At 42.1% G+C, this 23,346-nt stretch carries 20 protein-coding genes and 1 tRNA gene; 18 read left to right on the top strand and 3 right to left on the bottom strand.

Going from position 1 to position 23,346, the window contains the following annotated elements; genetic code table 11:
- Positions 1-151 precede the first annotated feature (151 nt).
- The 3 genes from glnL to BM232_RS01950 all read left to right on the top strand — a co-directional run bounded on the left by glnL (position 152) and on the right by BM232_RS01950 (position 2,754).
- Positions 152-1,225, top strand: coding sequence for a nitrogen regulation protein NR(II) (gene glnL / locus BM232_RS01960; protein WP_091711514.1), 1,074 nt, complete (start codon positions 152-154; stop codon positions 1,223-1,225).
- Positions 1,215-2,624: a nitrogen regulation protein NR(I) gene (gene ntrC, locus BM232_RS01955; protein WP_091711513.1), complete on the top strand. Its 1,410-nt coding sequence runs from the start codon at positions 1,215-1,217 to the stop codon at positions 2,622-2,624. Before glnL ends, ntrC begins: the two co-directional genes overlap by 11 nt.
- Positions 2,625-2,677: 53 nt before the next feature.
- A tRNA-Met gene (locus tag BM232_RS01950) sits at positions 2,678-2,754 on the top strand.
- Between the two features lie 55 nt (positions 2,755-2,809).
- On the opposite strand, the gene BM232_RS01945 is transcribed toward BM232_RS01950, so the two are convergent.
- Complete coding sequence (locus BM232_RS01945; protein WP_245752794.1) at positions 2,810-3,196, bottom strand: hypothetical protein; 387 nt, start codon at positions 3,194-3,196, stop codon at positions 2,810-2,812.
- Positions 3,197-3,558: 362 nt separating this feature from the next.
- Between BM232_RS01945 and rimP the strand changes: the two genes are divergently transcribed.
- The 15 genes from rimP (at position 3,559) to BM232_RS01870 (ending at position 21,418) form a co-directional block, all read left to right on the top strand.
- Positions 3,559-4,005 carry a ribosome maturation factor RimP gene (gene rimP / locus BM232_RS01940; protein WP_091711511.1) on the top strand — a complete coding sequence of 149 codons (447 nt, stop codon included), beginning with the start codon at positions 3,559-3,561 and terminating at the stop codon, positions 4,003-4,005.
- A 76-nt stretch (positions 4,006-4,081) separates the two neighbouring features.
- Positions 4,082-5,590: a transcription termination factor NusA gene (gene nusA / locus BM232_RS01935; protein ID WP_091711510.1), complete on the top strand. Its 1,509-nt coding sequence runs from the start codon at positions 4,082-4,084 to the stop codon at positions 5,588-5,590.
- Between the two features lie 3 nt (positions 5,591-5,593).
- Complete coding sequence (infB, locus tag BM232_RS01930; RefSeq protein ID WP_091711509.1) at positions 5,594-8,404, top strand: translation initiation factor IF-2; 2,811 nt, start codon at positions 5,594-5,596, stop codon at positions 8,402-8,404.
- Positions 8,404-8,784, top strand: a complete 381-nt coding sequence (rbfA, locus tag BM232_RS01925) for a 30S ribosome-binding factor RbfA (protein ID WP_091711508.1) — start codon at positions 8,404-8,406, stop codon at positions 8,782-8,784. The genes infB and rbfA overlap by 1 nt, the downstream gene beginning before the upstream one ends.
- 12 nt (positions 8,785-8,796) lie before the next feature.
- Positions 8,797-9,723, top strand: a complete 927-nt coding sequence (truB, locus tag BM232_RS01920) for a tRNA pseudouridine(55) synthase TruB (RefSeq protein WP_091711507.1) — start codon at positions 8,797-8,799, stop codon at positions 9,721-9,723.
- 132 nt (positions 9,724-9,855) lie between these two features.
- Positions 9,856-10,125, top strand: a complete 270-nt coding sequence (gene rpsO, locus BM232_RS01915; protein ID WP_007145766.1) for a 30S ribosomal protein S15 — start codon at positions 9,856-9,858, stop codon at positions 10,123-10,125.
- A gap of 188 nt (positions 10,126-10,313) precedes the next feature.
- Positions 10,314-12,413 (top strand): polyribonucleotide nucleotidyltransferase, encoded by a 2,100-nt coding sequence (gene pnp / locus BM232_RS01910; RefSeq protein ID WP_091711506.1) that lies wholly within the window; start codon positions 10,314-10,316, stop codon positions 12,411-12,413.
- A gap of 187 nt (positions 12,414-12,600) precedes the next feature.
- Positions 12,601-13,443 carry a MotA/TolQ/ExbB proton channel family protein gene (locus tag BM232_RS01905; protein ID WP_091711505.1) on the top strand — a complete coding sequence of 281 codons (843 nt, stop codon included), beginning with the start codon at positions 12,601-12,603 and terminating at the stop codon, positions 13,441-13,443.
- Complete coding sequence (locus BM232_RS01900) at positions 13,433-13,825, top strand: ExbD/TolR family protein (protein ID WP_091711504.1); 393 nt, start codon at positions 13,433-13,435, stop codon at positions 13,823-13,825. The genes BM232_RS01905 and BM232_RS01900 overlap by 11 nt, the downstream gene beginning before the upstream one ends.
- Positions 13,825-14,253, top strand: a complete 429-nt coding sequence (locus BM232_RS01895; RefSeq protein ID WP_091711503.1) for an ExbD/TolR family protein — start codon at positions 13,825-13,827, stop codon at positions 14,251-14,253. The genes BM232_RS01900 and BM232_RS01895 overlap by 1 nt, the downstream gene beginning before the upstream one ends.
- Positions 14,250-15,074 carry an energy transducer TonB gene (locus tag BM232_RS01890; RefSeq protein ID WP_091711502.1) on the top strand — a complete coding sequence of 275 codons (825 nt, stop codon included), beginning with the start codon at positions 14,250-14,252 and terminating at the stop codon, positions 15,072-15,074. Before BM232_RS01895 ends, BM232_RS01890 begins: the two co-directional genes overlap by 4 nt.
- A gap of 37 nt (positions 15,075-15,111) precedes the next feature.
- On the top strand, positions 15,112-16,335 hold the full coding sequence (locus tag BM232_RS01885; protein ID WP_091711501.1) for a PepSY-associated TM helix domain-containing protein: 1,224 nt from the start codon (positions 15,112-15,114) through the stop codon (positions 16,333-16,335).
- Positions 16,336-16,383: 48 nt separating this feature from the next.
- Positions 16,384-17,154 (top strand): ATP-binding protein, encoded by a 771-nt coding sequence (locus BM232_RS01880; protein WP_091711500.1) that lies wholly within the window; start codon positions 16,384-16,386, stop codon positions 17,152-17,154.
- Between the two features lie 149 nt (positions 17,155-17,303).
- Complete coding sequence (locus BM232_RS01875) at positions 17,304-19,517, top strand: GGDEF/EAL domain-containing response regulator (protein ID WP_091711499.1); 2,214 nt, start codon at positions 17,304-17,306, stop codon at positions 19,515-19,517.
- A complete protein-coding gene (locus BM232_RS01870) occupies positions 19,496-21,418 on the top strand; it encodes a sensor histidine kinase (protein WP_091711498.1) in 1,923 nt (640 codons plus the stop codon). Before BM232_RS01875 ends, BM232_RS01870 begins: the two co-directional genes overlap by 22 nt.
- Here BM232_RS01870 and BM232_RS01865 read toward each other — a convergent pair.
- Together BM232_RS01865 and BM232_RS01860 are read right to left on the bottom strand one after the other, a co-directional pair.
- Entirely contained in the window at positions 21,393-22,685 is a 1,293-nt protein-coding gene (locus BM232_RS01865; RefSeq protein WP_218153277.1) for a sensor histidine kinase, read from the bottom strand. The two genes, BM232_RS01870 and BM232_RS01865, sit on opposite strands and share 26 nt — an antisense overlap.
- Entirely contained in the window at positions 22,675-23,346 is a 672-nt protein-coding gene (locus BM232_RS01860; RefSeq protein WP_091711497.1) for a response regulator transcription factor, read from the bottom strand. The genes BM232_RS01865 and BM232_RS01860 overlap by 11 nt, the downstream gene beginning before the upstream one ends.

Below are 23,346 nucleotides of genomic sequence, written 5' to 3'. Positions count from 1 at the left end.
GTGCGATAGTCGTAATGGCGTGTATGATTTTGTTTATACGACTAAGTAAATCTTACAAGAATTTAATCGTGTTGTTATAGCAATCAATAGCTTAACTATAACCCCTTTGACTGTGCTCAAATGTGGAGCGTTTTTTGCTACCTAACTGAGCATGAATATGAGTGTTACCACTATGAGCCACAATGCTTTCGCCAGCAATGATGTATTAGAAAGTTTATCTACTTCTATACTGATTCTGGATTCCGCTTTGCGTGTTTGTTACATCAATACAGCAACAGAAATTTTATTTGAGATCAGTCAACGTCAGGCTGAAAATATTCCGCTACAAACCTTGTTACCGGGCGAGAGAAAATTATTTAAATCTCTTGAACGTGTCGTATCTACCGGACAAGCATTGATTGAGCGTGAAGTACATTTGTTTTTGCCTGCCAGTGGTGAAGTCTTAGTGGACTGTTCTATAAAAATGCTGGATGTCGATGATTCTTACGTCATCCTTGAACTTGCGCTTCTTGATTATCAGCAAAGAATAACGCGGGATGAGAACCTCCATACTCAACAACAAGTCGTTCGGGGCCTTGCACATGAAATAAAAAACCCACTGGGTGGTTTACGTGGTGCGGCACAATTACTTGAAAGACAATTAGATTCAGAAGATTTAAAAGAGTACACACGCATTATCATTACTGAAGCGGACCGCTTACAGAATTTAATGAATAGAATGCTGGGACCAAATCAGCAGCCGGAAAAACGACATACGAATATTCATGAGATTTTGCAGCATGTTCGTCAGTTGGTAGATATTGAAGTGGATGAGCGTCTTCGATTTAAAATTGATTACGATCCAAGTATTCCTGAGCTGTATGCTGATTTTGATCAGCTTATTCAGATTTTTCTGAATATTGTAAGAAATGCGGTTCAAGCCATGCATGGTGTGGGTTTGATTATTCTGCGCACCAGAATCCAGCGAAATATCACCATAGAAAAACAGTATTACAAATTGGGTGTATTAGTTGAGATCGAAGATAACGGCCCAGGTATTCCCGAATCATTACAAGATAGTTTGTTTTACCCACTTGTCACTGGAAGGGCTGATGGCACAGGGCTTGGCCTGTATCTGGTTCAAAACCTGGTGCAACGCAATGGCGGAACAGTCAGTTGTTCCAGTAAGCCTGGACAAACTATTTTTTCAGTAACATTTCCTTTGGAGTTTGCACGTGAACGCTAGTAGAGCAATAGCTTGGATTGTAGATGATGACCGATCAATTCGATGGGTTTTACAAAAGGCCCTGGAAGTTGTTGACATTACTGTTCGTGCTTTTGAAACCGGTGATATTGCATTAAACGAGCTAAAACAGGGACGTGAACAAAGACCAGATGTTTTGATTAGTGATATCAGAATGCCGGGTATTGATGGCTTGGAATTATTATCTGAGATCAAAGAACGTTATCCTGAACTGCCCGTAATTATTATGACGGCATATTCTGACTTGGATAGTGCTGTTTCTGTTTATGAAGGTGGGGCGTTTGAGTATCTACCAAAACCATTTGATGTTGATGAAGCGGTTGAACTGGTTCAAAGAGCAATAAGTCATAGCCGTGAACAGAATAATCAGCCTGTTGAAGATGTTAATCTGGGTAGTGAAATTGTCGGTGAAGCACCGGCTATGCAGGAAGTCTTCAGGGCGATAGGGCGGCTTGCGCGTTCCAATATAACAGTCATGGTGAACGGTGAATCAGGTACGGGTAAAGAGTTAGTCGCTCAGGCTTTACATCGTCATAGTCCACGTAAACATGGCCCATTCATCGCTTTAAATATGGCCGCAATCCCTAAAGAATTGCTGGAGTCAGAATTATTCGGTCATGAAAAAGGTGCTTTTACTGGTGCTCATGTGCAGCGAAAAGGGCGTTTTGAACAGGCTAACGGTGGCACCTTATTTTTAGATGAAATTGGTGACATGCCAATTGAGTTACAGACACGCCTATTACGTGTGCTATCGGATGGTGAATTTTTCCGAGTAGGTGGACATAGTGCCGTCAAAGTCGATGTACGTATCATTGCTGCAACACATCAGAATCTGGAAAAACTGGTTGAGCGCGGTGATTTTCGTGAAGATTTATTTCATCGCCTCAATGTGATCCGTATTCATATACCTTCTCTTCGGGAGAGACGAGAAGACATTCCAGCTCTGGTTGCTTACTTTTTAAATAAAGCAGCAAAAGAGTTAAATATGTCGACCAAGTCTGTGGCCTCGGATGTTGAGGTGTATTTATCTCAATTACCCTGGCCGGGAAATGTGCGGCAGTTAGAAAATACTTGCCGGTGGTTAACGGTTATGTCGCCTGGACAAGTCGTTCAGATGGACGACCTGCCAGTAGAACTATCTACAGAAACAATAGATGCTCATAGTGGCAGACAAGGTGGAGATTGGCAGCAATTATTCAGACAATGGGCTGCAAATAAAGCATTGACGGGGCAGGAAGGTGCTTTAGCCGATGTGGTTCCATTGATAGAACATCTGTTAATGGAAGTGGCTCTTGAGAAAACTGCCGGTAAACGTCAGGAAGCAGCTAAATTATTAGGTTGGGGTAGAAATACTTTAACGCGTAAATTAAAAGAAAATTAGATTAAGACTTGCGTGCCTATGAAGTGGTATGTATAATGCATTGCTTAATCAGGTGCGGGGTGGAGCAGCCTGGTAGCTCGTCGGGCTCATAACCCGAAGGTCGTTGGTTCAAATCCAGCCCCCGCTACCAAACTGAATATGGAAGCTCAAAACAATTTATTGTTTTGAGCTTTTTTATTGGGTCATTAATACAATGTCCCATAGCGTTTTATAGCATCTTCTTTGCTAATGAATTCAGCATTAATCAATTCCCAGTGTTGTTCGCTATCCATAACAATATTGCAGCCTAGTGGCTGGCTATGACCATTTTCCAAAGCAAACATTGAGCGGCCAGCTTGTCGGACGGTTGAGAAGTAACGATCTAAACTCAAGTCAATGGTTTTATCAGGGTGTGTATTTTCAACGTAAATTCGCAGACCTCCCCGTTGTGTGCAATCACTACTGGTATCTTTGTCTTCAATCGTTTTAAAGACAATAAAATCTGAGGCAGCTTCACTATCTGCTAAAGCGAATTGACCGAGGGCGTTGATAGATAAGAAAAATAAAATGAAAATTGGTAGTAATGATTTCATGGATAGTTTCCCTGCTTTTTTCATTGAATAGCTGACTCGCTTCACTATAGATAGTTTTATGCTTGAAAATAAAAGGTATATTTCATATTGATTGAATCCTTTTTTTCATTGACGTAAAAAGAGAAGAAATTAAGTCATAAAGACGAGAAAGCAGTTTAAGTTGCTGTGCTGGGTAGGGATCTGTTAATATTCTGTGCTTTCTGGAGAGTAATCAGTACGGGGTCATGTGTATTCCGGCACAGATACTTATGGCAGAGCGGTGAACATCAGCCGCATGACAATATTTTAAATTCCGGGCCCCTGTATGGGGTTTTTGTTTTTCTGGAGAATTGATTTAGGCCGAGAGGCTTAATACATACTTTATGGCCATTACTGATCAGATTGAACAACTTGTTGAGCCGTCGATAGAGACGCTCGGATATGAATTGGTGGGCGTTGAATATATTCAAGGCGGGCCTGATCCGATCTTGCGTATCTACATTGATGCTGAGCAAGGGATTGGTATAGAGGACTGTGAAAGGGTGAGTCATCAAGTGAGCGGTATTCTTGATGTCGAAGAACCTATCCGCAGTGCCTATTTGCTGGAAGTATCCTCACCAGGATTTGATCGACCTTTATTTAAGGCTCGGGACTTTGAAAGATTTAAAGGCGCTGAAGCTAAAATATCTATGAAATTACCCGTCAATGGGCGACGTAATTTTAGGGGGATTTTAGAAGGCTTTAGCGATGGTGACATCTTAATAGAAGTGGATGGTGAGGTGTATGCCTTACCTTTGGCAAAGTTAGCGAAAGCAAAACTTGTTGCCTAAAAAAAGCGTATTATTAGCGGTTAATATATTGAATACTGAGCTGGATTGGTCTGCTACGTAATCCACTGGGGGCGTGATGAATAACAAAGAAATTTTATTGGTTGTCGATGCCATGTCTAATGAAAAAGGCGTGGGTAAGGAAGTCATTTTTCAGGCAATTGAAGCGGCGTTAGCAATGGCTACGCGTAAACGCTATGACATGGCATTGGATGCGCATGTACAAATTGATCGTGTCACAGGTAATTATGAAACGTTCCGTCAATGGACGATTGTAGAAGATGAAGACTACCAATCACCAGAAACAGAAATTACGATAGAAGATGCTCAAGAGAAAAAAGCAGACGCAGTCGTAGGCGATTACATTCGTGAGCCGATGGAGTCTGTAGAGTTTGGTCGTATAGCGGCACAAACAGCAAAACAAGTTATTGTTCAAAAAGTCCGTGAAGCTGAGCGTGCTCAAGTGGTTGATCAATACCGTGAAAAAGTCGGTCAAATGATCCATGGCACAGTGAAACGTGTAGAACGCGGTAACGTCACTTTGGATCTTGGTGGTAATGCTGAAGCATTTTTACCACGTGAAGAAATGATTCCACGTGAGAGTTTCAGAACGGGCGACCGTATTCGCGGTTATTTAAAAGAAATCAGACCAGAAGGTCGTGGTCCTCAACTTATTGTCAGCCGTGTCGCACCTGAGTTATTGATTGAACTTTTCCGTTTGGAAGTGCCTGAAATCAGTGATGGCATGATTGAAATCAAAGGCGCAGCACGTGATGCTGGTTTACGAGCTAAAATAGCGGTATTAGCGAAAGAATCTCGTATTGACCCGGTGGGTGCTTGTGTCGGTATGCGTGGTTCACGTGTGCAGGCTGTGACCAATGAGTTGGCAGGTGAGCGCGTTGATATTATTCTTTGGGATGAGGATGTTGCTCGTTTTGCTATTAACGCAATGGCGCCTGCAGAAGTGTTATCTATCGTTGTAGATGAAGATGCTCACAGCATGGATATTGCTGTTGAAGATGCACAGTTATCACAAGCGATTGGTCGTGGTGGTCAAAATGTGCGTTTAGCTAGCCAATTAACTGGTTGGGAACTGAATGTGATGTCAGCATCTGATGCTGATAAAAAAGCGGAATCTGAAATTGGTGCTTTGATTAAAACATTCATGGCAGATTTAGATGTTGATGAAGATGTCGCATTAATCCTGGCTCAAGAAGGTTTCTCTTCACTTGAAGAAGTGGCCTATGTGCCTGAACATGAAATGCTCGATATTGAAGAATTCGATGCGGATATCGTTGCTGAACTTCGTTCACGAGCTAGAGACGTTCTATTAACAAGAGCGATCGCTAGTGAAGAACAACTCGAATCAGCCGAACCAACGCAAGAGTTGATTGATATGGAAGGTATGACGCAAGACCTCGCGTTAACTTTAGGAAGCAAAGGTATCACCGAGCTAGATGATTTAGCTGAACTCGCCGTTGATGAGTTAGTTGAAATAGGTGGTATGGATGAACAGCAAGCTGCTGCACTTATCATGAAAGCCAGAGAATCGTGGTTTGCTAACGAACAAACAGATGCAGGGGAGTAACCAATGAGTGACATGAGGGTTAAGGACCTAGCTGGCACAGTCGGAATTACAGCTGAGCGCTTAGTTGATCAGCTGAACGAAGCAGGGATTAACGTCTCAAAGCCTGATGATTTCATTACTGAAGATCAAAAACAGACGTTATTACAATTCCTGCAGCAGCGCCATGGAAAATCTGGTGATGGTGAGTCCGCAACACCTAAAAAAATTACGCTGAAACGAAAATCAGTCAGTGAAATTAAACTAGGCGGCGCGGCACGTGGCGGTAAAAGTGTTAGTGTAGAAGTTCGTAAAAAACGAACCTATGTAAAACGCAATGACGCTGATGAAACGGTTAATAATAATGTAGAGCAACAGCCTCAAATGAGCGTTGCTGAACAACAGGCTGCCGAAGTTGCTCGACTAGAGGCGTTGCGTTTAGAAGAAGCAAAACGTCGTCAACAAGAAGACGAAGCGCGCCGTTTACGTGAGTCAGAGGAAGAAGCCGCAGCGGTAGCTGCCGCTATCGAAGCTGAAAATAAAGCTGCAGAAGAAGCAAAACTAGCAGCGGAAGAAGAGAGAAAAGCCCTGGAAGAAGAAGCTAAATCTAAGAAAGCTGAAAAAGCAATTGAAGAAAAAGTGAATCCTAAACCAAAGCAAAAAACAGAAACTACATTATCTGCTTCACAACTTGCTCATAAAAAGCTGGAAGAAGCTGATGCGAAACGTCGTGCTGCCAATCTAGCTCGAATTGAAGCTGAAAAGGCTCTTGAAGCTAAGAAAAAAGCGCGTGAAGAGGAAGAGGCTTTAGAAAAAGAAAAAGAAAAAGCCAGAGCCGCCGCCGCAGAAGCACAAGCGAAAGAGCAGAAAGCAGGTGTACGTAAAACAAAAGATGCGGAAGCGAAACATAATCGTGACAAGTCTGGCCGTAAAGGTGGTCGTAGCGACGATGACTTCGAGCGTAAAGAGCTGCATGTAACCGAAGGTAAAGGCGGTCGCCGTAAGAAGAAAAAAGGCGGCAGTGCCTCAAAAGTTGCTGTTAATAAAGATCAGGAACATGGTTTTTCTAAACCAACCGCTCCGGTTATTCGTGAAGTGAATGTGCCTGAAACGATTAGCGTTTCTGATTTAGCCTTGCGAATGTCAGTTAAAGCTGCCGAAGTTATCAAAACCCTGATGGGGCTTGGTACGATGGCGACAATTAACCAAGTCTTGGATCAAGATACGGCAATTATCGTTGTTGAAGAAATGGGACATGTTGCCAAACCAATTCGGGAAAATGAAGTAGAACAAGCACTTCAGGTATCTGATGAGAATCAAGGCGAATCTGTTCCGAGAGCACCGGTTGTTACCGTTATGGGCCATGTTGACCATGGTAAAACTTCATTGTTGGACTACATTCGTCGAACTAAGGTGACCTCAGGGGAAGCCGGTGGTATTACACAGCATATCGGTGCTTATAAAGTAGAAACCAGCCGTGGACAAATTGCTTTCCTTGATACGCCTGGCCATGCTGCTTTCACTGAAATGCGTTCTCGTGGCGCTAAAGTAACGGATATCGTTATCTTGGTTGTTGCCGCTGACGATGGTGTTATGCCGCAAACAATTGAAGCTATTCAGCATGCAAAAGCAGCTGAATCAATGATCATTGTTGCTGTGAACAAAATCGATAAGCAAGATGCTAACCCAGAACGTGTTAAACAGGAACTGGCTAATCATGAGGTCATCCCAGAAGATTGGGGCGGTGATGTTCAGTTTATTCCTGTCTCTGCACTGACAGGCCAAGGTATTGAAGATTTACTGGAAGCTATTTCTATTCAGGCTGAAGTAATGGAGCTGAAGGCACCTGAAGAAGGTCCTGCTCACGGTACTGTTATTGAAGCGCGTCTGGATAAAGGCCGCGGTACCGTCGTTACTGTGTTGGTACAACAAGGCACCTTGAATAAAGGTGATATCGTTGTCGTCGGTCAGGAGTATGGTCGTGTTCGTGCCATGTTTAATGAAACTGGTGAGCAACTGAGCCATGCTGGTCCATCAACACCGGTAGAATTACTTGGCTTATCAGGTACGCCAGCTGCAGGTGATGAACTTCAGGCTGCACCGGATGATCGTACTGCACGTGAAATCGCTAACTTCCGTCAAACGAAAGCCAGAGAGCAAAAAATGGCTCAACAGCAAGCGGCTAAATTGGACGAAATGTTCAATAAGATGGAAGAAGGTGACGTTAAAACCCTTAATGTGGTTATTAAAGGTGACGTTCACGGTTCTGTTGAAGCAGTGAGTCAAGGCTTACAAAAACTGTCTACCGATATGGTTAAAGTCAGAGTGGTTGGATCGGGTGTTGGTGGTATTAATGAAACTGATGCTCAACTTGCAGCTGCGTCTGATGCGATTCTGATTGGCTTTAATGTTCGTGCAGATAATGCAGCAAGAAAAGTGATTGCTGAAAAAGGTCTGGATGTTCAGTATTTCAGCATTATTTACGACTTGCTTGATGTGGTCACTAAAGCGATGACAGGTATGCTTGAGCCTGTATATAGAGATGAGATCATTGGTCTGGCTCGTGTTGACGATGTATTCAGATCGCCTAAGTTTGGTGACATTGCAGGTTGCTTGGTTGTGGAAGGTACGGTTAAACGTAATAATCCAATTCGTGTTTTACGTGACAATGTCGTTGTTTATGAAGGTGAACTTGAATCATTACGTCGCTTTAAAGATGATGTTAACGAAGTGAATGCGGGTACCGAATGTGGTATCGGCGTTAAAAACTACAAAGACGTTAAACCTGGCGACCAGATTGAAGTTTATGAACGTGTATTGATGAAACCGACCCTGTAATGGCAAGAGAATTTAGTCGTACAAATCGCTTTAGCGAAGTCATAATGAGAGAGCTCGCGTTGATGCTTCAACGCGAGATTTCTGATCCACGTGTGGGCATGGTTACCGTGTCACATGTTGATGTGACCTCAGATCTGAAATATGCCAAAGTCTATGTCACACGCTTTAACGGCTTTGAAGATGAGCAGGACATGAAAGAATGCCTGGCCGGGTTAAACAGTGCCTCTGGGTATCTGCGTAGAGGTCTGGCAGGTCGCGTTAAACTCAGAAATATGCCTGAACTTCAATTCTTCTACGATAAAACCTTAGAACACGGTTTTCATATGGATGAATTGATAGCAAAAGCCAATGCAGATATTCCCCGGGAAGATGAAGACTAATTCTCACAGCTGATGGCAAGACGAAATAAAAAAGGCCGGGATATCACCGGTATTGTGATCATTGATAAACCCACCGGTCACAGTTCAAATCATATACTCCAACGCGTCAAACGACTTTTTGATGCAAAAAAAGCAGGCCATACAGGTAGCCTTGATCCACTTGCGACAGGGGTTCTTCCTGTTTGCTTAGGTGATGCTACTAAATTATCCAGTTATCTATTAGACGCTGATAAACAATATCAGGTTACCTGTCAGCTAGGTGTTATTACCGATAGTGGTGACTCTGATGGTAATGTCGTTGATGAGCTTCCTATCCCCGAATTTGATGTAGATACTTTGAACAACATCATCCAGCAATTTATCGGTGAAATTGAGCAGGTTCCACCGATGTTTTCTGCATTAAAACATCAGGGACAACCCTTATATAAGCTGGCAAGACAGGGTATTGATGTCGAGCGAAAAGCGCGCCGTATTGTTATCTATGCTATCGAGGTAATGGATTGTCAGTCTGATAATTTCACCTTATCCGTGCGCTGTAGCAAAGGGACGTATATCCGCACCTTAGTTGAAGATATCAGTCATGCTTTAGGCTCGGGTGGCCATGTCACTATGTTAAGAAGAACAGCTGTGGCCGGTTATGATTTATCGCAAGCGATAACGGTTGAAGCGTTACAGGCAATGGCAGAAAAGGATGGTTTTGTGACATTGGATGCCAGCTTGCAGCAAGCTGAAGAAGCTCTGCCGGATTGGCCTGCAATTGTGCTTGATGAAGAGAACACAAAAAGTATTGGTTTTGGACAATCAGTTACTGTCGAAACCCCCTTCAAAAGCGCAAATGTCAGATTATTTAATATGAATAATCAGTTTCTTGGTATCGGTGAGATGTCAACGGAGGGCGTGGTTGCACCAAAGCGTTTATTTGCAAATGCGGTGTCCTAACTTACGCCTTGTTTCGTATTAAGAAAGTCGGTAGAATGCCTACCTTCAAATGGTTGGCTGTTCTGGTGTGAAGTCGCTGGGGCAGTTCAGAATTTAACTAATAGCAAAAGCTATAAAAAGTTGGAGTATTTAATGTCTATTTCTGCACAACAAAAGAAAGAACTTATCACTAAATTTGCACGTTCAGAAGGTGATACTGGTTCTGCTGAAGTACAAGTTGCTTTATTAACAGCACGTATTACAAACTTGTCAGAACATTTTAAAACAAACATTCACGATCATCATTCACGCCAAGGTCTGTTAAAAATGGTTAGCAGCCGTCGTAAAATGTTGGATTATCTGAAAAAGACAGATATCGAACGTTACCGTGCACTGATCGCTGAATTAGGTTTACGTCGCTAAGTTGATTTTGGTGACTCAAAATATGCAGCCAATGTGGCCGGTCAAATCGGCGATCGCAAGGCAGGATATATAAAATATGCCCCTGAAGCTATAACGGTTTCAGGGGCATATTCATTTTTAGATTTATGAATTCATATCAGTTGTGGAACGGGTCCATAACTGACAACAGAGAAGAGAAGGAAAAAAGAGTGAACTCAGTAAAAAAGACAGTTCAATACGGCCAGCACACATTAAGTTTGGAAACTGGAAAAATTGCACGCCAAGCCGGTGGTGCAGTTATCGCAAGTCTTGGTGAAACATCTGTTTTAGTCACCGTCGTTGGTAAAAAAGATGTTAAACCGGGTCAGGACTTTTTTCCTTTAACAGTTAACTATCAAGAACGTACCTATTCTGCTGGTAAAATTCCTGGTGGCTTTTTCAAACGTGAAGGACGTCCAACAGAGAAAGAAACACTGACTTCACGATTGATTGATCGTCCTCTGCGTCCATTATTCCCAAAAGGCTTTATCAATGAAGTTCAGGTTGTAGCAACCGTTATTGGTCTGGACCCAGAAATTGATCCTGATATTCCAGCAATGATTGGTGCGTCTGCTGCTTTGGCTATTTCTGGTCTCCCATTTAACGGTCCATTAGGCGCTGCACGTGTTGGTTATATTGATGGTGCTTATGTTTTAAACCCAAATAAATCGCAACTTGCAAATAGTGCACTGGATTTAGTGGTTGCTGGTACAGAATCTGCAGTATTAATGGTTGAATCTGAAGCATCAGAACTACCTGAAGAAGTTATGCTGGGTTCAGTCATGTTCGGTCATCAGCAAATGCAAACAGCTATGGACTTGATTAAAGCATTACAAGCTGAAGCTGGTAAACCTGCATGGGACTGGACTGCACCAGAGAAAGACGAAACCTTGTATAACCTGGTTAAAGAACAAGCTTATGCAGGTATTCAAGCTGCCTATGCGATCAGTGACAAGCTGGCACGTCTTGATGAACTGAGCAAAGTAAGAAACGCTGCTGTTGAAGCACTGGTATCTGATGAGTCTGAATATGATGAAGATGATGTAAAAGGTGTCTTCTCTAAGCTTGAAAAAGAATTGGTTCGCGGCAGAATTATTGCTGGTGAACCACGTATTGATGGTCGTGATACTGCCAGTGTACGTCCTATCTTTGTGGAAACAGGTTTGATACCACGCGTTCACGGTTCTGCATTATTCACTCGTGGTGAAACGCAGGCTATCGTTGTTGCAACTTTAGGCGCTGAGCGTGATGCCCAAACTATTGATGCGGTTGAAGGCGAATACCGTGACCGCTTTATGTTGCACTACAACTTCCCTCCTTACTGTGTAGGTGAAACTGGTATGGTTGGTTCGCCAAAACGTCGTGAAATTGGTCACGGTAAATTGGCAAAACGTGGTGTGCAGGCGGTTATGCCATCTGCTGCAGAGTTCCCATACGTGGTTCGTGTGGTATCTGAAATCACTGAATCTAACGGTTCAAGCTCAATGGCGTCTGTTTGTGGTACAAGCTTGGCGTTAATGGATGCTGGTGTGCCAATCAAAGCACCTGTAGCCGGTATCGCTATGGGCTTAATCAAAGAAGAAAATGGTTATGCTGTTCTGACTGATATCTTAGGTGATGAAGATCACTTAGGTGATATGGACTTTAAAGTGGCTGGTACCGAAAAAGGTGTTACAGCGCTGCAAATGGACATCAAAATCGAAGGTATCAACGAAGAAATCATGCGTACTGCATTAGCACAAGCGCGTGATGGTCGTATGCATATTCTGACTAAAATGAATGCGGTCATTTCTTCACATCGCACTGAAATGTCTGAGTTTGCACCACGCATCATCACTATTAAGATTAACGCAGATAAAATTCGTGATGTTATCGGTAAAGGTGGTGCAACTATCCGTGCAATCACTGAAGAAACAGGCGCGACAATCGATATCCAGGACGATGGTACAGTGATGATTTTCTCTTCTGATTACAATGCCGGTCAACAAGCATTGCGTCGTGTAGAAGATATTACTGCTGAAGTTGAAGTCGGTAAGATCTACGAAGGTCGAGTTGCTAAATTAATGGACTTTGGTGCCTTTGTTACTATTCTGCCTGGTAAAGATGGTCTGGTACATATTTCTCAGATTTCTGAAGAACGTGTTGAAAACGTATCAGATAAATTATCTGAAGGTGATTTAATCCAAGTGAAAGTACTGGAAGTCGATCGCCAAGGCCGTATTCGTTTAAGTATGAAGGCGGTCAATGAAGAAACAAAAGAAGAAGAATAAATTGCTTCTGTAATGTGTTCTGAAAAAGCCCCGCAATGCGGGGCTTTTTTTTGTCAAAAACAAATATAAAACTGACTCAATTTTCATACAAGCACAGCACTGAACGGGCCATACATTAATAGGAAATACTTCCTCTTGATAAACTAAATGATAACTATTATCATTAATAAATCAAATAGGGGGATTTATGGCTCAAGAAAACGATGTGATAAGTGCAACAGAGAACATGAGTAATACTGCGACTACTGATACTGCAGCTAATATGAGTTCTGCTGCCAATGCTGATCCAAATGCTGTCACACCAGCTATGACTGACGCGTTGAATGGTACCGACGTCACTACATTAACTCAGCAACAACCTGATGCGGTTATGTCTCAGTTTGCCGAGTTCATGCATGTAGGTGGTCCGGTTGTTTGGATTCTTACTGGATTTTCTGTAATCGCTTTAGCAATTGTGCTAATCAAACTTTGGCAGTTTATTTCTACCCGTCCAGAGTCTACAAAACATCTTGCGTCGGTGATTAGTGACTGGCAGAAGGGGAATGCGGCTGAAGCCATGGTGAGGCTCAATCCTAAACGTCCGGTAGATGAATTAGTATTGCTATCCATACGCGGTTTAACCCAACATAAAATGGATCTGGCGACATTAAAGGAAGAACTGGATCGTGTTGCAACGTTACGTCTTAATCAGCTACGTGCTTATTTACGACCTTTGGAAGTGATTGCTACGTTAAGCCCATTATTAGGTCTATTAGGTACAGTGTTGGGAATGATTATCGCCTTCCAGCAAATGGAAGCAGCGGGTAATCAGGTCGACCCTTCTGTGTTATCAGGTGGTATCTGGCAGGCATTATTGACTACGGCTGTCGGTCTGGCTGTGGCTATTCCGGTTGTGACTGTACATAACTGGATGGAGCGTAAAGTTGAACGTGTTGCCGCATTAATGAACGATACGGTCACACAAATCTTTACTGTTGAACGTGCTCAGCCTGTTTCTGCTGAAAATAAAACAATGCGTCATGCTGCTTAATACTGAACCGCCAAGACATAAACGCGCCATTAGCCTGACACCGCTTATTGATGTGGTTTTCATTCTGTTGCTGTTCTTTATGCTCTCGTCCACCTTTATCCAATGGCGCCAAATTGATGTGTCAGCACCAAGTGAATCGCAGTCAGAATCACGTGAACAACGTGTTGTGACACTGATATCCAACGATGGCAAATACAAAATCGGCAATATGACCTTATCCCTTGAAGATGTGAATTCTGTTACGACGGTAGTCAAACAGGATCCTGATGCTGTGTATGTGATTGATGTGAAATCAGGTATTCAAACACAAACAATGATTGATCTGCTGGATGCCTTTAAACAGGCTGGAGCAAAATCTGTCAGCTTGGCTGGAGTGAACTAATGAAAGTCGGGCAAACAATTAAACATAAAAAGCCGGATCAGGATGATAGTCTGGTTCCGTTGATAAACATTGTATTTTTAATGCTTATCTTTTTTATGGTGGCGGGTCATATTAGTCAGTCTGATCCAATTAAAGTGCAGCCGCCTTTATCTGCTAGTGATACGAAACAGATAGAACAGCCTTTGGTTATTGTGGTATCTGATGATGGACAAGTGGCGATTGATCAGGACATTGTGGCGGATGACAATTTATTACCATCGATAAACCAGCAATTTGAGGCGGCAGCCGATAAAGAAAAGTTTCGTATTTTAGTCAAGGTTGACGGCAGCTTGCCTGTCGAACGTCTACAGCACGTCTTATCAATTATTAAACAGTCTGGTATTAAACGTGTTTCTCTGGCCACACAAAAGCAAGCGGAAATCTCATGACAAAACATCGTTATTGGTTATTTGCGCTATTTATAGCTGTTGCTATTCATGCTGCCGGTTTTGTTTTCTTTACTTATCAGCCTGAACAGGAAGATGGTGCTGAGCTTGTTGGTTTGCAGGGCGTAGAAATTGACCTTGGAATGCTCGGTGATCTTGGTGATACGCAAAAAACCGAAGAGCAAGCAGCTAAACCCGAACCAGAGCCTGAAGTTGAACCACAAAAAGAACCGGAGCCAGAACCTGAACCCGAGCCAGTTGTTGAGCCTGAACCGATTGTTAAGCCTGAGCCTGTTATTGAGCCTAAAAAGGTTGAAGCAAAACAAACAACAGAAACAAAAGTAAAAGCGAAACCGAAGCCTAAACCACAAAAAGTGGTTGAAAAGGTTGTTGAGAAAGAAGTCGAGCCTGTACAGCCGGTTAAGACCCAAACAGTAGCGAGTACGGTCAGTAGTAAAAGTGATAATAAACAAACATCACAGAAAAAAACGACCGGGCAAGCCAGTGCCCAATTAAGTGGTGGTCAGATTGCTGCTCAGAAATCGTATTACAGTGAACTTGCCGCTACGTTGGCAAAACATAAGCGCTATCCCATGGCCTCAAGACGTCGTGGTGAAGAGGGTATCGTGAAATTGTTTTTTGTTGTCGATCGTACTGGCAAAGTGTTGGAGTTTCGTATTGCAAAAAGTTCAGGCTCAGCACGCTTGGATGAAGCTGTGATTAGTATGTTAAAAAAAGCACAGCCACTACCTTCGTTTCCTGACGATATGACGCAATCTCAGCTTGAAGTGAATGTACCAATTGCTTTCCAGTTAAATTCATAAGCGGTTGCTGATTTCTAAATATTGGATGGTATTTAATATGCGTTCAATCTGGGTAGTTGCTCATCGTTGGTTTGGCCTGGCCACAGCTGTATTTCTGTTTATTGCAGGACTGACTGGCGCGATCATTTCATGGGATCATGAGCTTGATGAATGGTTAAATCCGCAGCTTTATAAAGCAAAAACACAAGATGTTGATAATGCGTCTGTAAACCCGTTAGCACTTGCCAATACATTCGAAGCTGAGAATCCCCAATTAATGGTCAGCTTTATGCCACTCAATATTGAAGCTGGTCATAGTTTATTGATGACGGTCATGCCAAGACCTTTACCCGAAACAGGGAAGGCTGCGACCGTTGATTTCAATCAAGTAGCAATTGACCCTGCGACCTCAGATGTCCAGGCAAATAGAATGTGGGGTCAGATATCACTAGCCCGGGAAAACATTCTCCCTTTTTTATACAAGCTACATTACAGCATGCATATTCCAGATGGTTTTGGTTTAGAGCTGGGCATTCTCTTTATGGGAATTATCGCTATTGTCTGGACAATAGATAGCTTTATTGCGTTATGGATTAGCTTTCCAAAAGCCAAGAGTTGGAAAAAATCGTTTCGTTTTCGCTGGAAACAAGGCGGTTATAAATTAAATTTTGATTTGCATCGCTCGGGTGGGGTATGGCTCTGGGTATTTGTATTGATATTAGCTGTGACATCGATTTCGATGAATCTCAATAATCAGGTGATGCGTCCGGTTCTGTCTCTTTTTTCTGAATTGACTCCAACACCGTTTGAGCAGCGTACGCCTACAGCGTTGGATGAGCCATTGAATGCTGAACTCAGTCGTGAACAGATTTTGCCTCTTGCACGTGAGCAGGCCGATAAAATGGGCATAACCGATCCAGCAGGCAGTATTTTTTATGCTTCTCACTACGATGTTTACGGGGTGGGTTTTTATACACCAGAGAATGATCACGGTGATGGTGGTTTAGGTAATCCATGGCTGTATTTTGATGGTAAAAGTGGTGAATACCTTGGTGGTAAGTTGCCGGGACAAGGAACCGCCGGAGATATTTTCATTCAAGCGCAATTCCCATTACACTCAGGCCGTATCTTAGGTTTACCAGGAAGGGTGATGGTTTCTATCATGGGGCTGATGGTAGCGGCTTTTAGTGTCACAGGTATCATCATTTGGGCAAAAAAACGCCGTGCCAGAGTTTCTAGTCGAACCAATCAAACGCTCAGCGTGTCTTCTTCTCTCCGCTAACATAGATAATGCTATGCTAGCTTCATTTGAATAAATGAAGGAGAGACTATGCGTATTGATTGGCATCAGGTTTATGCCGCCATTTGGCGAAGCCGAAGTCAAAAGTTAAAACCGGTTGTTCGTCTTGATCCTGTTCGTCTGGATGAACTTCAGGGAATCGACAGACAAAAACAAGCGATTATAGATAACACACAGCATTTTCTTGAAGGCAAAACCAGTAATCATGCCTTGTTATGGGGAGCGAGGGGAACGGGGAAGTCCTCTGTCATTAAAGCCTTACTCAATGAAATGGCACCTCAAGGCTTACGCATCATACAAATTGATAAGGATGATCTGAGTTTTCTGCCTGAAATTCTTGATGAACTGGAAGAAGAAAGCGAGCAATTCCGCTTTATCATTTTTTGTGATGATTTATCGTTTGAAGCAGGCGAATCCACTTATAAACCATTAAAAACCTTATTGGAAGGTGGACTGGAACTACCTCCAGAGCATGTCAGACTCTATGCCACATCAAACCGACGTCATTTATTGCCAGAAAAGCAGTCTGAGAATCAGCTGAGTGGATTAGTCGATGGTGAAGTGCATTATGCTGATAGCCTGGAAGATAAACTAGCTTTATCGGATAGGTTTGGACTGACCTTATCTTTTTACCCTGCTAATTGGGAAAATTATTTCGCTATAGTTGAAAAATTATTTGCCGATATCAGTACTGATACGAGTCAATTACATGAGGCTGCCCGTCTCTACGCAATGGGAAGGGGGAGCCACAGTGGTAGAACGGCAAAGCAGTTTTATCAATATTATCGTGCTCAGTTTTAGATATAACCACACGAATGCTTGGTTGATTATTGATAAGCTGTTTGGCTAAATAACACTAAACAATGAAAGATGATGTCTGGCATTTAAATACTTACTTCTATCCATAAAGATAAAGTAGCTTGGCTTTAATTTCATAAAGGATTATCGAAATGAATCGAGACAATTCTTTTTTCGAGTTTGACGCCGAGAATAGTGTTTCATCAACGTCTAAAAAGCCACGTTGGCTGGTCCTTAGTGTTGAGGATAATGAAACTTTTCAACAGTCATTGCTTAATGCGCTGTCAAGAATGATAGTACAAGGGCAGACCATGGAAGTGCTGACCGCCTCTTCTGCTGAAGAGGCTCAGCTTGTCCTTGATAAGCGTCCAGATATTAATTTGATTTTACTGGATGTGGTTATGGAAACGGATGATGCTGGCTTACGCCTGGTAGATCACATCCGCAGTACGCTCAATAATCCCATTATTCGAATTATTCTATTAACCGGGCAGCCTGGAATTGCCCCCAATCGTCATGTGATGGAGCAGTATGATATTGACGATTATTGGTCTAAAACCGATTTAGGGGAAGAGCATTTATTTAATGTGATGAATGGTAATCTGAAGACCTGGCGCCGCATGAACGAGTTAAAAAATGCACGTCAGGGACTAGAGCGCGTAGTCTCTGCATCACAAGCTATTTCGAGACATAACGATTTACCCCATTTTTCGCAAACTGTACTCGAAGAAATTGACCGAATTATCGGGATTACAGATGGCGGTATTATGAGTCTGAAAATGACTGAACCGCTTGATTTAGAAAAAGACTCTGCCGTTTTAGCAGCAACAGGCCAATATCAACCTTATATTGGACAATCCATCAATACTTTGGAAAATGAAATACTGTTAAAAAGAATAAAAAAAACGATCCAACAAAAACAACATATGTTTGTGGGCCGCTATTCCTTATTGTATTTTTCATTCAAACAACCTAGTCCCGTTTATTACTTAATCGTCGTTAAGTCGGCAACAGCATTGACTGAGTCCGATGTCCATCTATTGAAGGTTTTTGGTGAGAATATCTACAATGGTTTTGCCAATATTGCACTCACAGAATATCTAAACGGGCTGGCTTTCAAACATTGGCAGACTGGAATTTATAACCGGAACTGGTTCTGCCAACAACTGGCTATGGAAGAATATTGGTCTAAGCAGGCACAAATTGTTTTAATTTCGATTGATAGATTCAGTGACATTACAGTGACTTTCGGTGAAAAGTTTGCCATTCAATTATTAAAAACAGTACATGACGAGTTATCGCTAATTGAAGGAATACATGCAATAGCTATCATCAGCCGGGACGCGTTTGCTATTTTGTTGGATAAGTCACATGTACTATCTGCCTCTAGATTTGATGAAATACTAGGGAAAAAAAAGCATATTCAACATCGTGAACATAAGATTATTGCCAAAGCGATTTCAGCCCAGCTAGAGCCATCATTAAACCGCAGTCCTGAGCGTTTACTTGGACAATTGGAGAGTCATTTATATCGTCTGAGAGCAACCAGTAGCAGTCATTTTCACCATGTTTCTTTAGACAATGAAGCGATGTTTTCTAAGCATTTAGAGATGCTGAATGATTTCAATATTGGTCTGACAAAAAATGAAATACAGGCCTATCTTCAACCCAAAGTTGATATGGTGACTGGGAAATTGATTGGTTTTGAGGCTCTGGCTCGCTGGTTTAAATCTGATGGTGAAATGGTACCACCAGATATTTTTATTCCTATTGCTGAAGCATCAGGCTTAGTGGAGCAATTAGATAAAGCTATATTATTGCAGTGTTGTAAAGCCATAAAACAATTACAGGCTGTTGGGGTGAGTGTACCTATTTCTTTTAATGTGTCTTGCCATGAGTTATTGCTGAGTGATTTCTCAACAACCATTCTCTCATTACTTGAAGCTGAAGCTATTTCGCCACATCAGGTCGATATGGAAATCACCGAAACCTTAGCGATGATTGATTATGAGCAAGTCTCAGCCACACTAAAAAAACTTATTGCTCTTGGAATGGATGTCAGTATTGATGATTTTGGTACTGGTTTCTCTTCTTTATCACATGTGACGGAACTCGCTGCAACCACCTTAAAAATTGATAAATCCTTTGTTCAGTACCTTGGGGAAAGGGAGTCATCTGAGCATGTTGTGGATATGATCATAAGAGTTGCCAAGAAGTTTGGTCTAAAAGTCATTGCTGAAGGTGTCGAAACCACGCTACAAAGGGATAAGTTGATCGAACTCGGGTGTACTTTGGGGCAGGGTTATTTTTATGCCAGACCAATGCCCATTGATGAGGCGGTCAAGTGGGCAATAGAACAACAATAACGGCGTCTGAATCCAACACATTTCATCTGCCATTAATATTCAGAAGTGTATGGCAGAGCCTGACTATTCTTTATCTTCCTATTTTCTGTATTATCAGCTTTCTCAGTTATCAAATTTATCTCCATATACTTGAGTCAAACTATCAGCCGTATTTTGAATCACAGCAAAACAGGCTCGATAATTCCATGAACACTTTTTCAAGAGAACTGGGGCATATTCAACAATTAATTCGTCTGCTTCGATACAACCAACAGTTTGAACAATCAGTGCAATTGGGAAGGCCGATAGATCTTTCTTCAATAGAGAAGGTATTCACTGACTTTTCAAATGTTTCATCTTATATCAGTCAGGTGAGATGGCTGGATAAGGATGGCATGGAAAAAGTCAGAATAAATATCTCTGGCAATGAAGTTGTCGTTGTTGAACAAAAGCAATTACAAGATAAATCTCAGCGCGACTATTTTCAGGCCGGGATGAAACTTCAGGGAGATGAAGTATATATATCGGCGATAAATCCCAATATAGAAAATGGGAAAATCATCATACCTTTGGAAAAAACCATCCGGACGGTAATGCATACAGCGCCCGAGAATGGCTTACAGGACGGGGTGTTAATCATCAATTTCGTATTGAATGATATGCTCGAGTCACTAAATAAAGGACAAGATAATAAATTACGCATAATTGATAACAAAGGTTATTGGATTATGCATCCTAATACTTCGCTTGAGTTTCGTTCGTATACAGACTATCTCGTCAAAACAAACACCTTATTACCCCCTGATGTAATCAGAACTATTCTTCAGCAACAGCAGTTACATAATTTTATAAAAGACGCCAGACTCATTAGTTACAGTGCTATAGATATTGGCGATAATACGCCAGAGAGTCGACATCGTTTATTTTTTATTGATAGTTCCAAACCGGATTTATTAAATGTTGTCGAGCAAAAAGTCGCTTTACTCGTTTTTAGTCCGACTATATTGATTTTGCTGATTGTCTTCTTCTTGATCTGGCGTTTTCTTTACGATGGCCGTAAACAGTATGACTTATTCAGACAACTGGCTATTGAGAAAGACGCATTAGCTCTTTTAAATCAACAATTAAATATTGCCTATGAGCAACAACAGCAGATGCAGGATTCTATGGTTGAACTACGTAAACTATCATCCATGGGTATGATGGTGGCAGGCCTTGCGCATGAGTTAAATACGCCTCTGGGTGGTACTAAACTGACATTGTCCAGCCTTGAATCATCTTGTAAACAGTTGGCTTTAGCGGTTTCGGAAGGTTTGAAAAAAAGTGAGCTGGAAGATTATTTAACAAAGACAGCTGAAACGATTGAACTCGCCCAGAAAAATATACGAAGAGCTTCTGATTTAGTCACTAGTTTTAAGCGCCTGGCAGTCGACCGGCATACCGATGAGGCGACGGTCTTTGATTTAATGCTGGTGATCAAAGATGTCACTACTACCTCTTTACCCAGACTAAAAGGGCTGCATATTAAATTGGATATTTCTGGGCCTGAACAGTTAGCGATACAAAGTTATGTTGGCATTGTTTCGCAGTTATTCCAGAACCTGATTGATAATGCGGTTTCGCATGGTTTTGCACGGCGCGATAGCGGGCATATTCACATAGAGGTTTCACAGGATTCACCTGAGCGTGTAACAGTGATGGTATCTGATAATGGCAATGGAATTGAAGTTGAGCGATTGAACAAAATCTTTGATCCGTTTGAAACTGGTGCGAGAGGAGAAGGGCATACTGGTTTAGGATTACACTTATGTCACCAATGGGTCACACAGGTGCTAAAAGGGTCGATTTCGGTTAACTCAGCACCTGGTAAAGGCACTACCTTTATACTGGATATACCTACTCAAGTGAATGAGCCGGAATAATGGTTAATATCGCACAGTGGCCATCAGTATTTACCTGATTTTGATATGACCATTTCAGCTTCTGACAGAGTTGTTCAGTGAGCTGCAAACCTAAACCAAAGCCCTGAGCATCACCAGTATTATCTTTGTTGGACTGACTACAGTGATTATGGATGGTGATCGTTGCACCATGCTGTTGTATAGATACACTGCCATCCCATGTATGCTGAAAAGCATTTCTTATCAGGTTACCAATAATAATTCTTGCTGCTACGGATGATTCATGCAACTCGCAGGCCTGTGTTTCAAGTTGGATATTGACGGGTTTGTTTTTAAGCAAGTAACGCATTTCTTCGACCAGGTTATGGATTAATTCATCCAGACGGAAATGTTGTTTTGTCAGTGAATCAGTCTCATCACGGTTCAGCCACAATAATGTTTCACACAGATGCTGCATAGTCAGACTGGCGCGCTCAATTCGTTCAAAAATTTCCTGCTGTTTTTCTGGTAAAGCGCTGGACTGTTTTTGCTGAATTTTATGCATCAATTCCACATTGTTTCTGATGACACTGATGGGGGTGCGTAATTCATGGCTGGTATAACGTAAGAATTTTTGTTCGCGTTCCATTGCTTCATTGACTGAAGATAACGAGCTTTGGATTAATTTTGCCATCTGATTGAGTTCAGGATAGGCAAAGTCAGGCGGGTTACGTTTCAATGTCTCCGGTGTCAGTTCATGAGTCCATTTGGTGAGCCTGGAGACTGGTTGTGATAGACGTTTCATCAATAACCAGGTTATTAAGGCTAAAAGTAGTGTAATACCAACGCTTAGCGTAATAATAAAGTGTCGACTTTGTCTGGCATTTTTTCCTACCAAAGGGGATGCGTCAGCCCGGGTAAGCGTACGACTGATAAAAAAATCCTGCCCTTCAACACGTAATTTGATCAGAAAGTACATCAGACCTGAGCCGCGTCCGGCCTCACCACGTGTGAAGTGTTTCATCAGCACAGCATAACGTTTTGGTTTTTTGAAATACTTTTTGACAACAGCCGTCTGCTCATCCCAGCTCCGGGTGATGGTATAGCCATCTATATAAGCTATTTCTGTAGTTTGTTGTTGTGCATGCAGATAATCTTCTGCGGCATGTTCCATATTGGCTGAAATAATGCTATCCATTCCACGGAAAAAGAAATGAATACTGAGCATGGAATAACCGGTCACAATGGTAATTCCGAGCACCAGAAAGGATAGAGCAATCCAAAGTTTGAGGCTGAGTTTAAGTTTCATTTCTCAATGCAAATCCGTGACTGGGAATGGTATGAATTAAGCTTTTATCAAAAGGTGCATCTACGGCTTTCCTCAAGTGAAACATATGCACTTTTAAACTATCACTGTCTGGTGGCATATCACCCCAGATAGCCGTTTCAAGTTTTTGTTTAGTGACGACTTCTGGATAAGCGCGCATTAACACTTCTAATAATTGCCAGCTGGTGGGGGATAGTTTGAGGAGCTGTCCCTGACGGCTGACAGTTTTTGTCTGCAGATCCATGATTAAATCATCACATTGCAAGCGTTGCACCTGACCACTCCGACGACGTGCAAGTGCCCGAATACGCACAACGAGTTCATCCAGATCAAAGGGTTTGACTAGATAGTCGTCGGTTCCAGTATTAAAGCCGGTAATTTTGTCACTGATTTGGTCACGCGCTGTCAGCATCAGAATAGGGATGTCATAGCCTTGTTTGCGTAATTTTTCACATACTGTGAGTCCGTCCATTCTGGGCAGATTTAAGTCAAGTAACAGCACGTCATACTCATTTTCCTGACTTAACTGTAAGCCCATTACACCATTACTGGCATGGTCACACTCGATGTTTTCTAAACTGAGGTAATCAATGACTGTTTCAGCCAGATCGAGGTCATCTTCGATTAATAAAACATGAAACAT

Origin of the sequence: Methylophaga sulfidovorans (assembly GCF_900114205.1) — a bacterium.
GTDB lineage: Bacteria > Pseudomonadota > Gammaproteobacteria > Nitrosococcales > Methylophagaceae > Methylophaga > Methylophaga sulfidovorans.
This window is presented reverse-complemented; position numbering and strand designations above follow the sequence as displayed.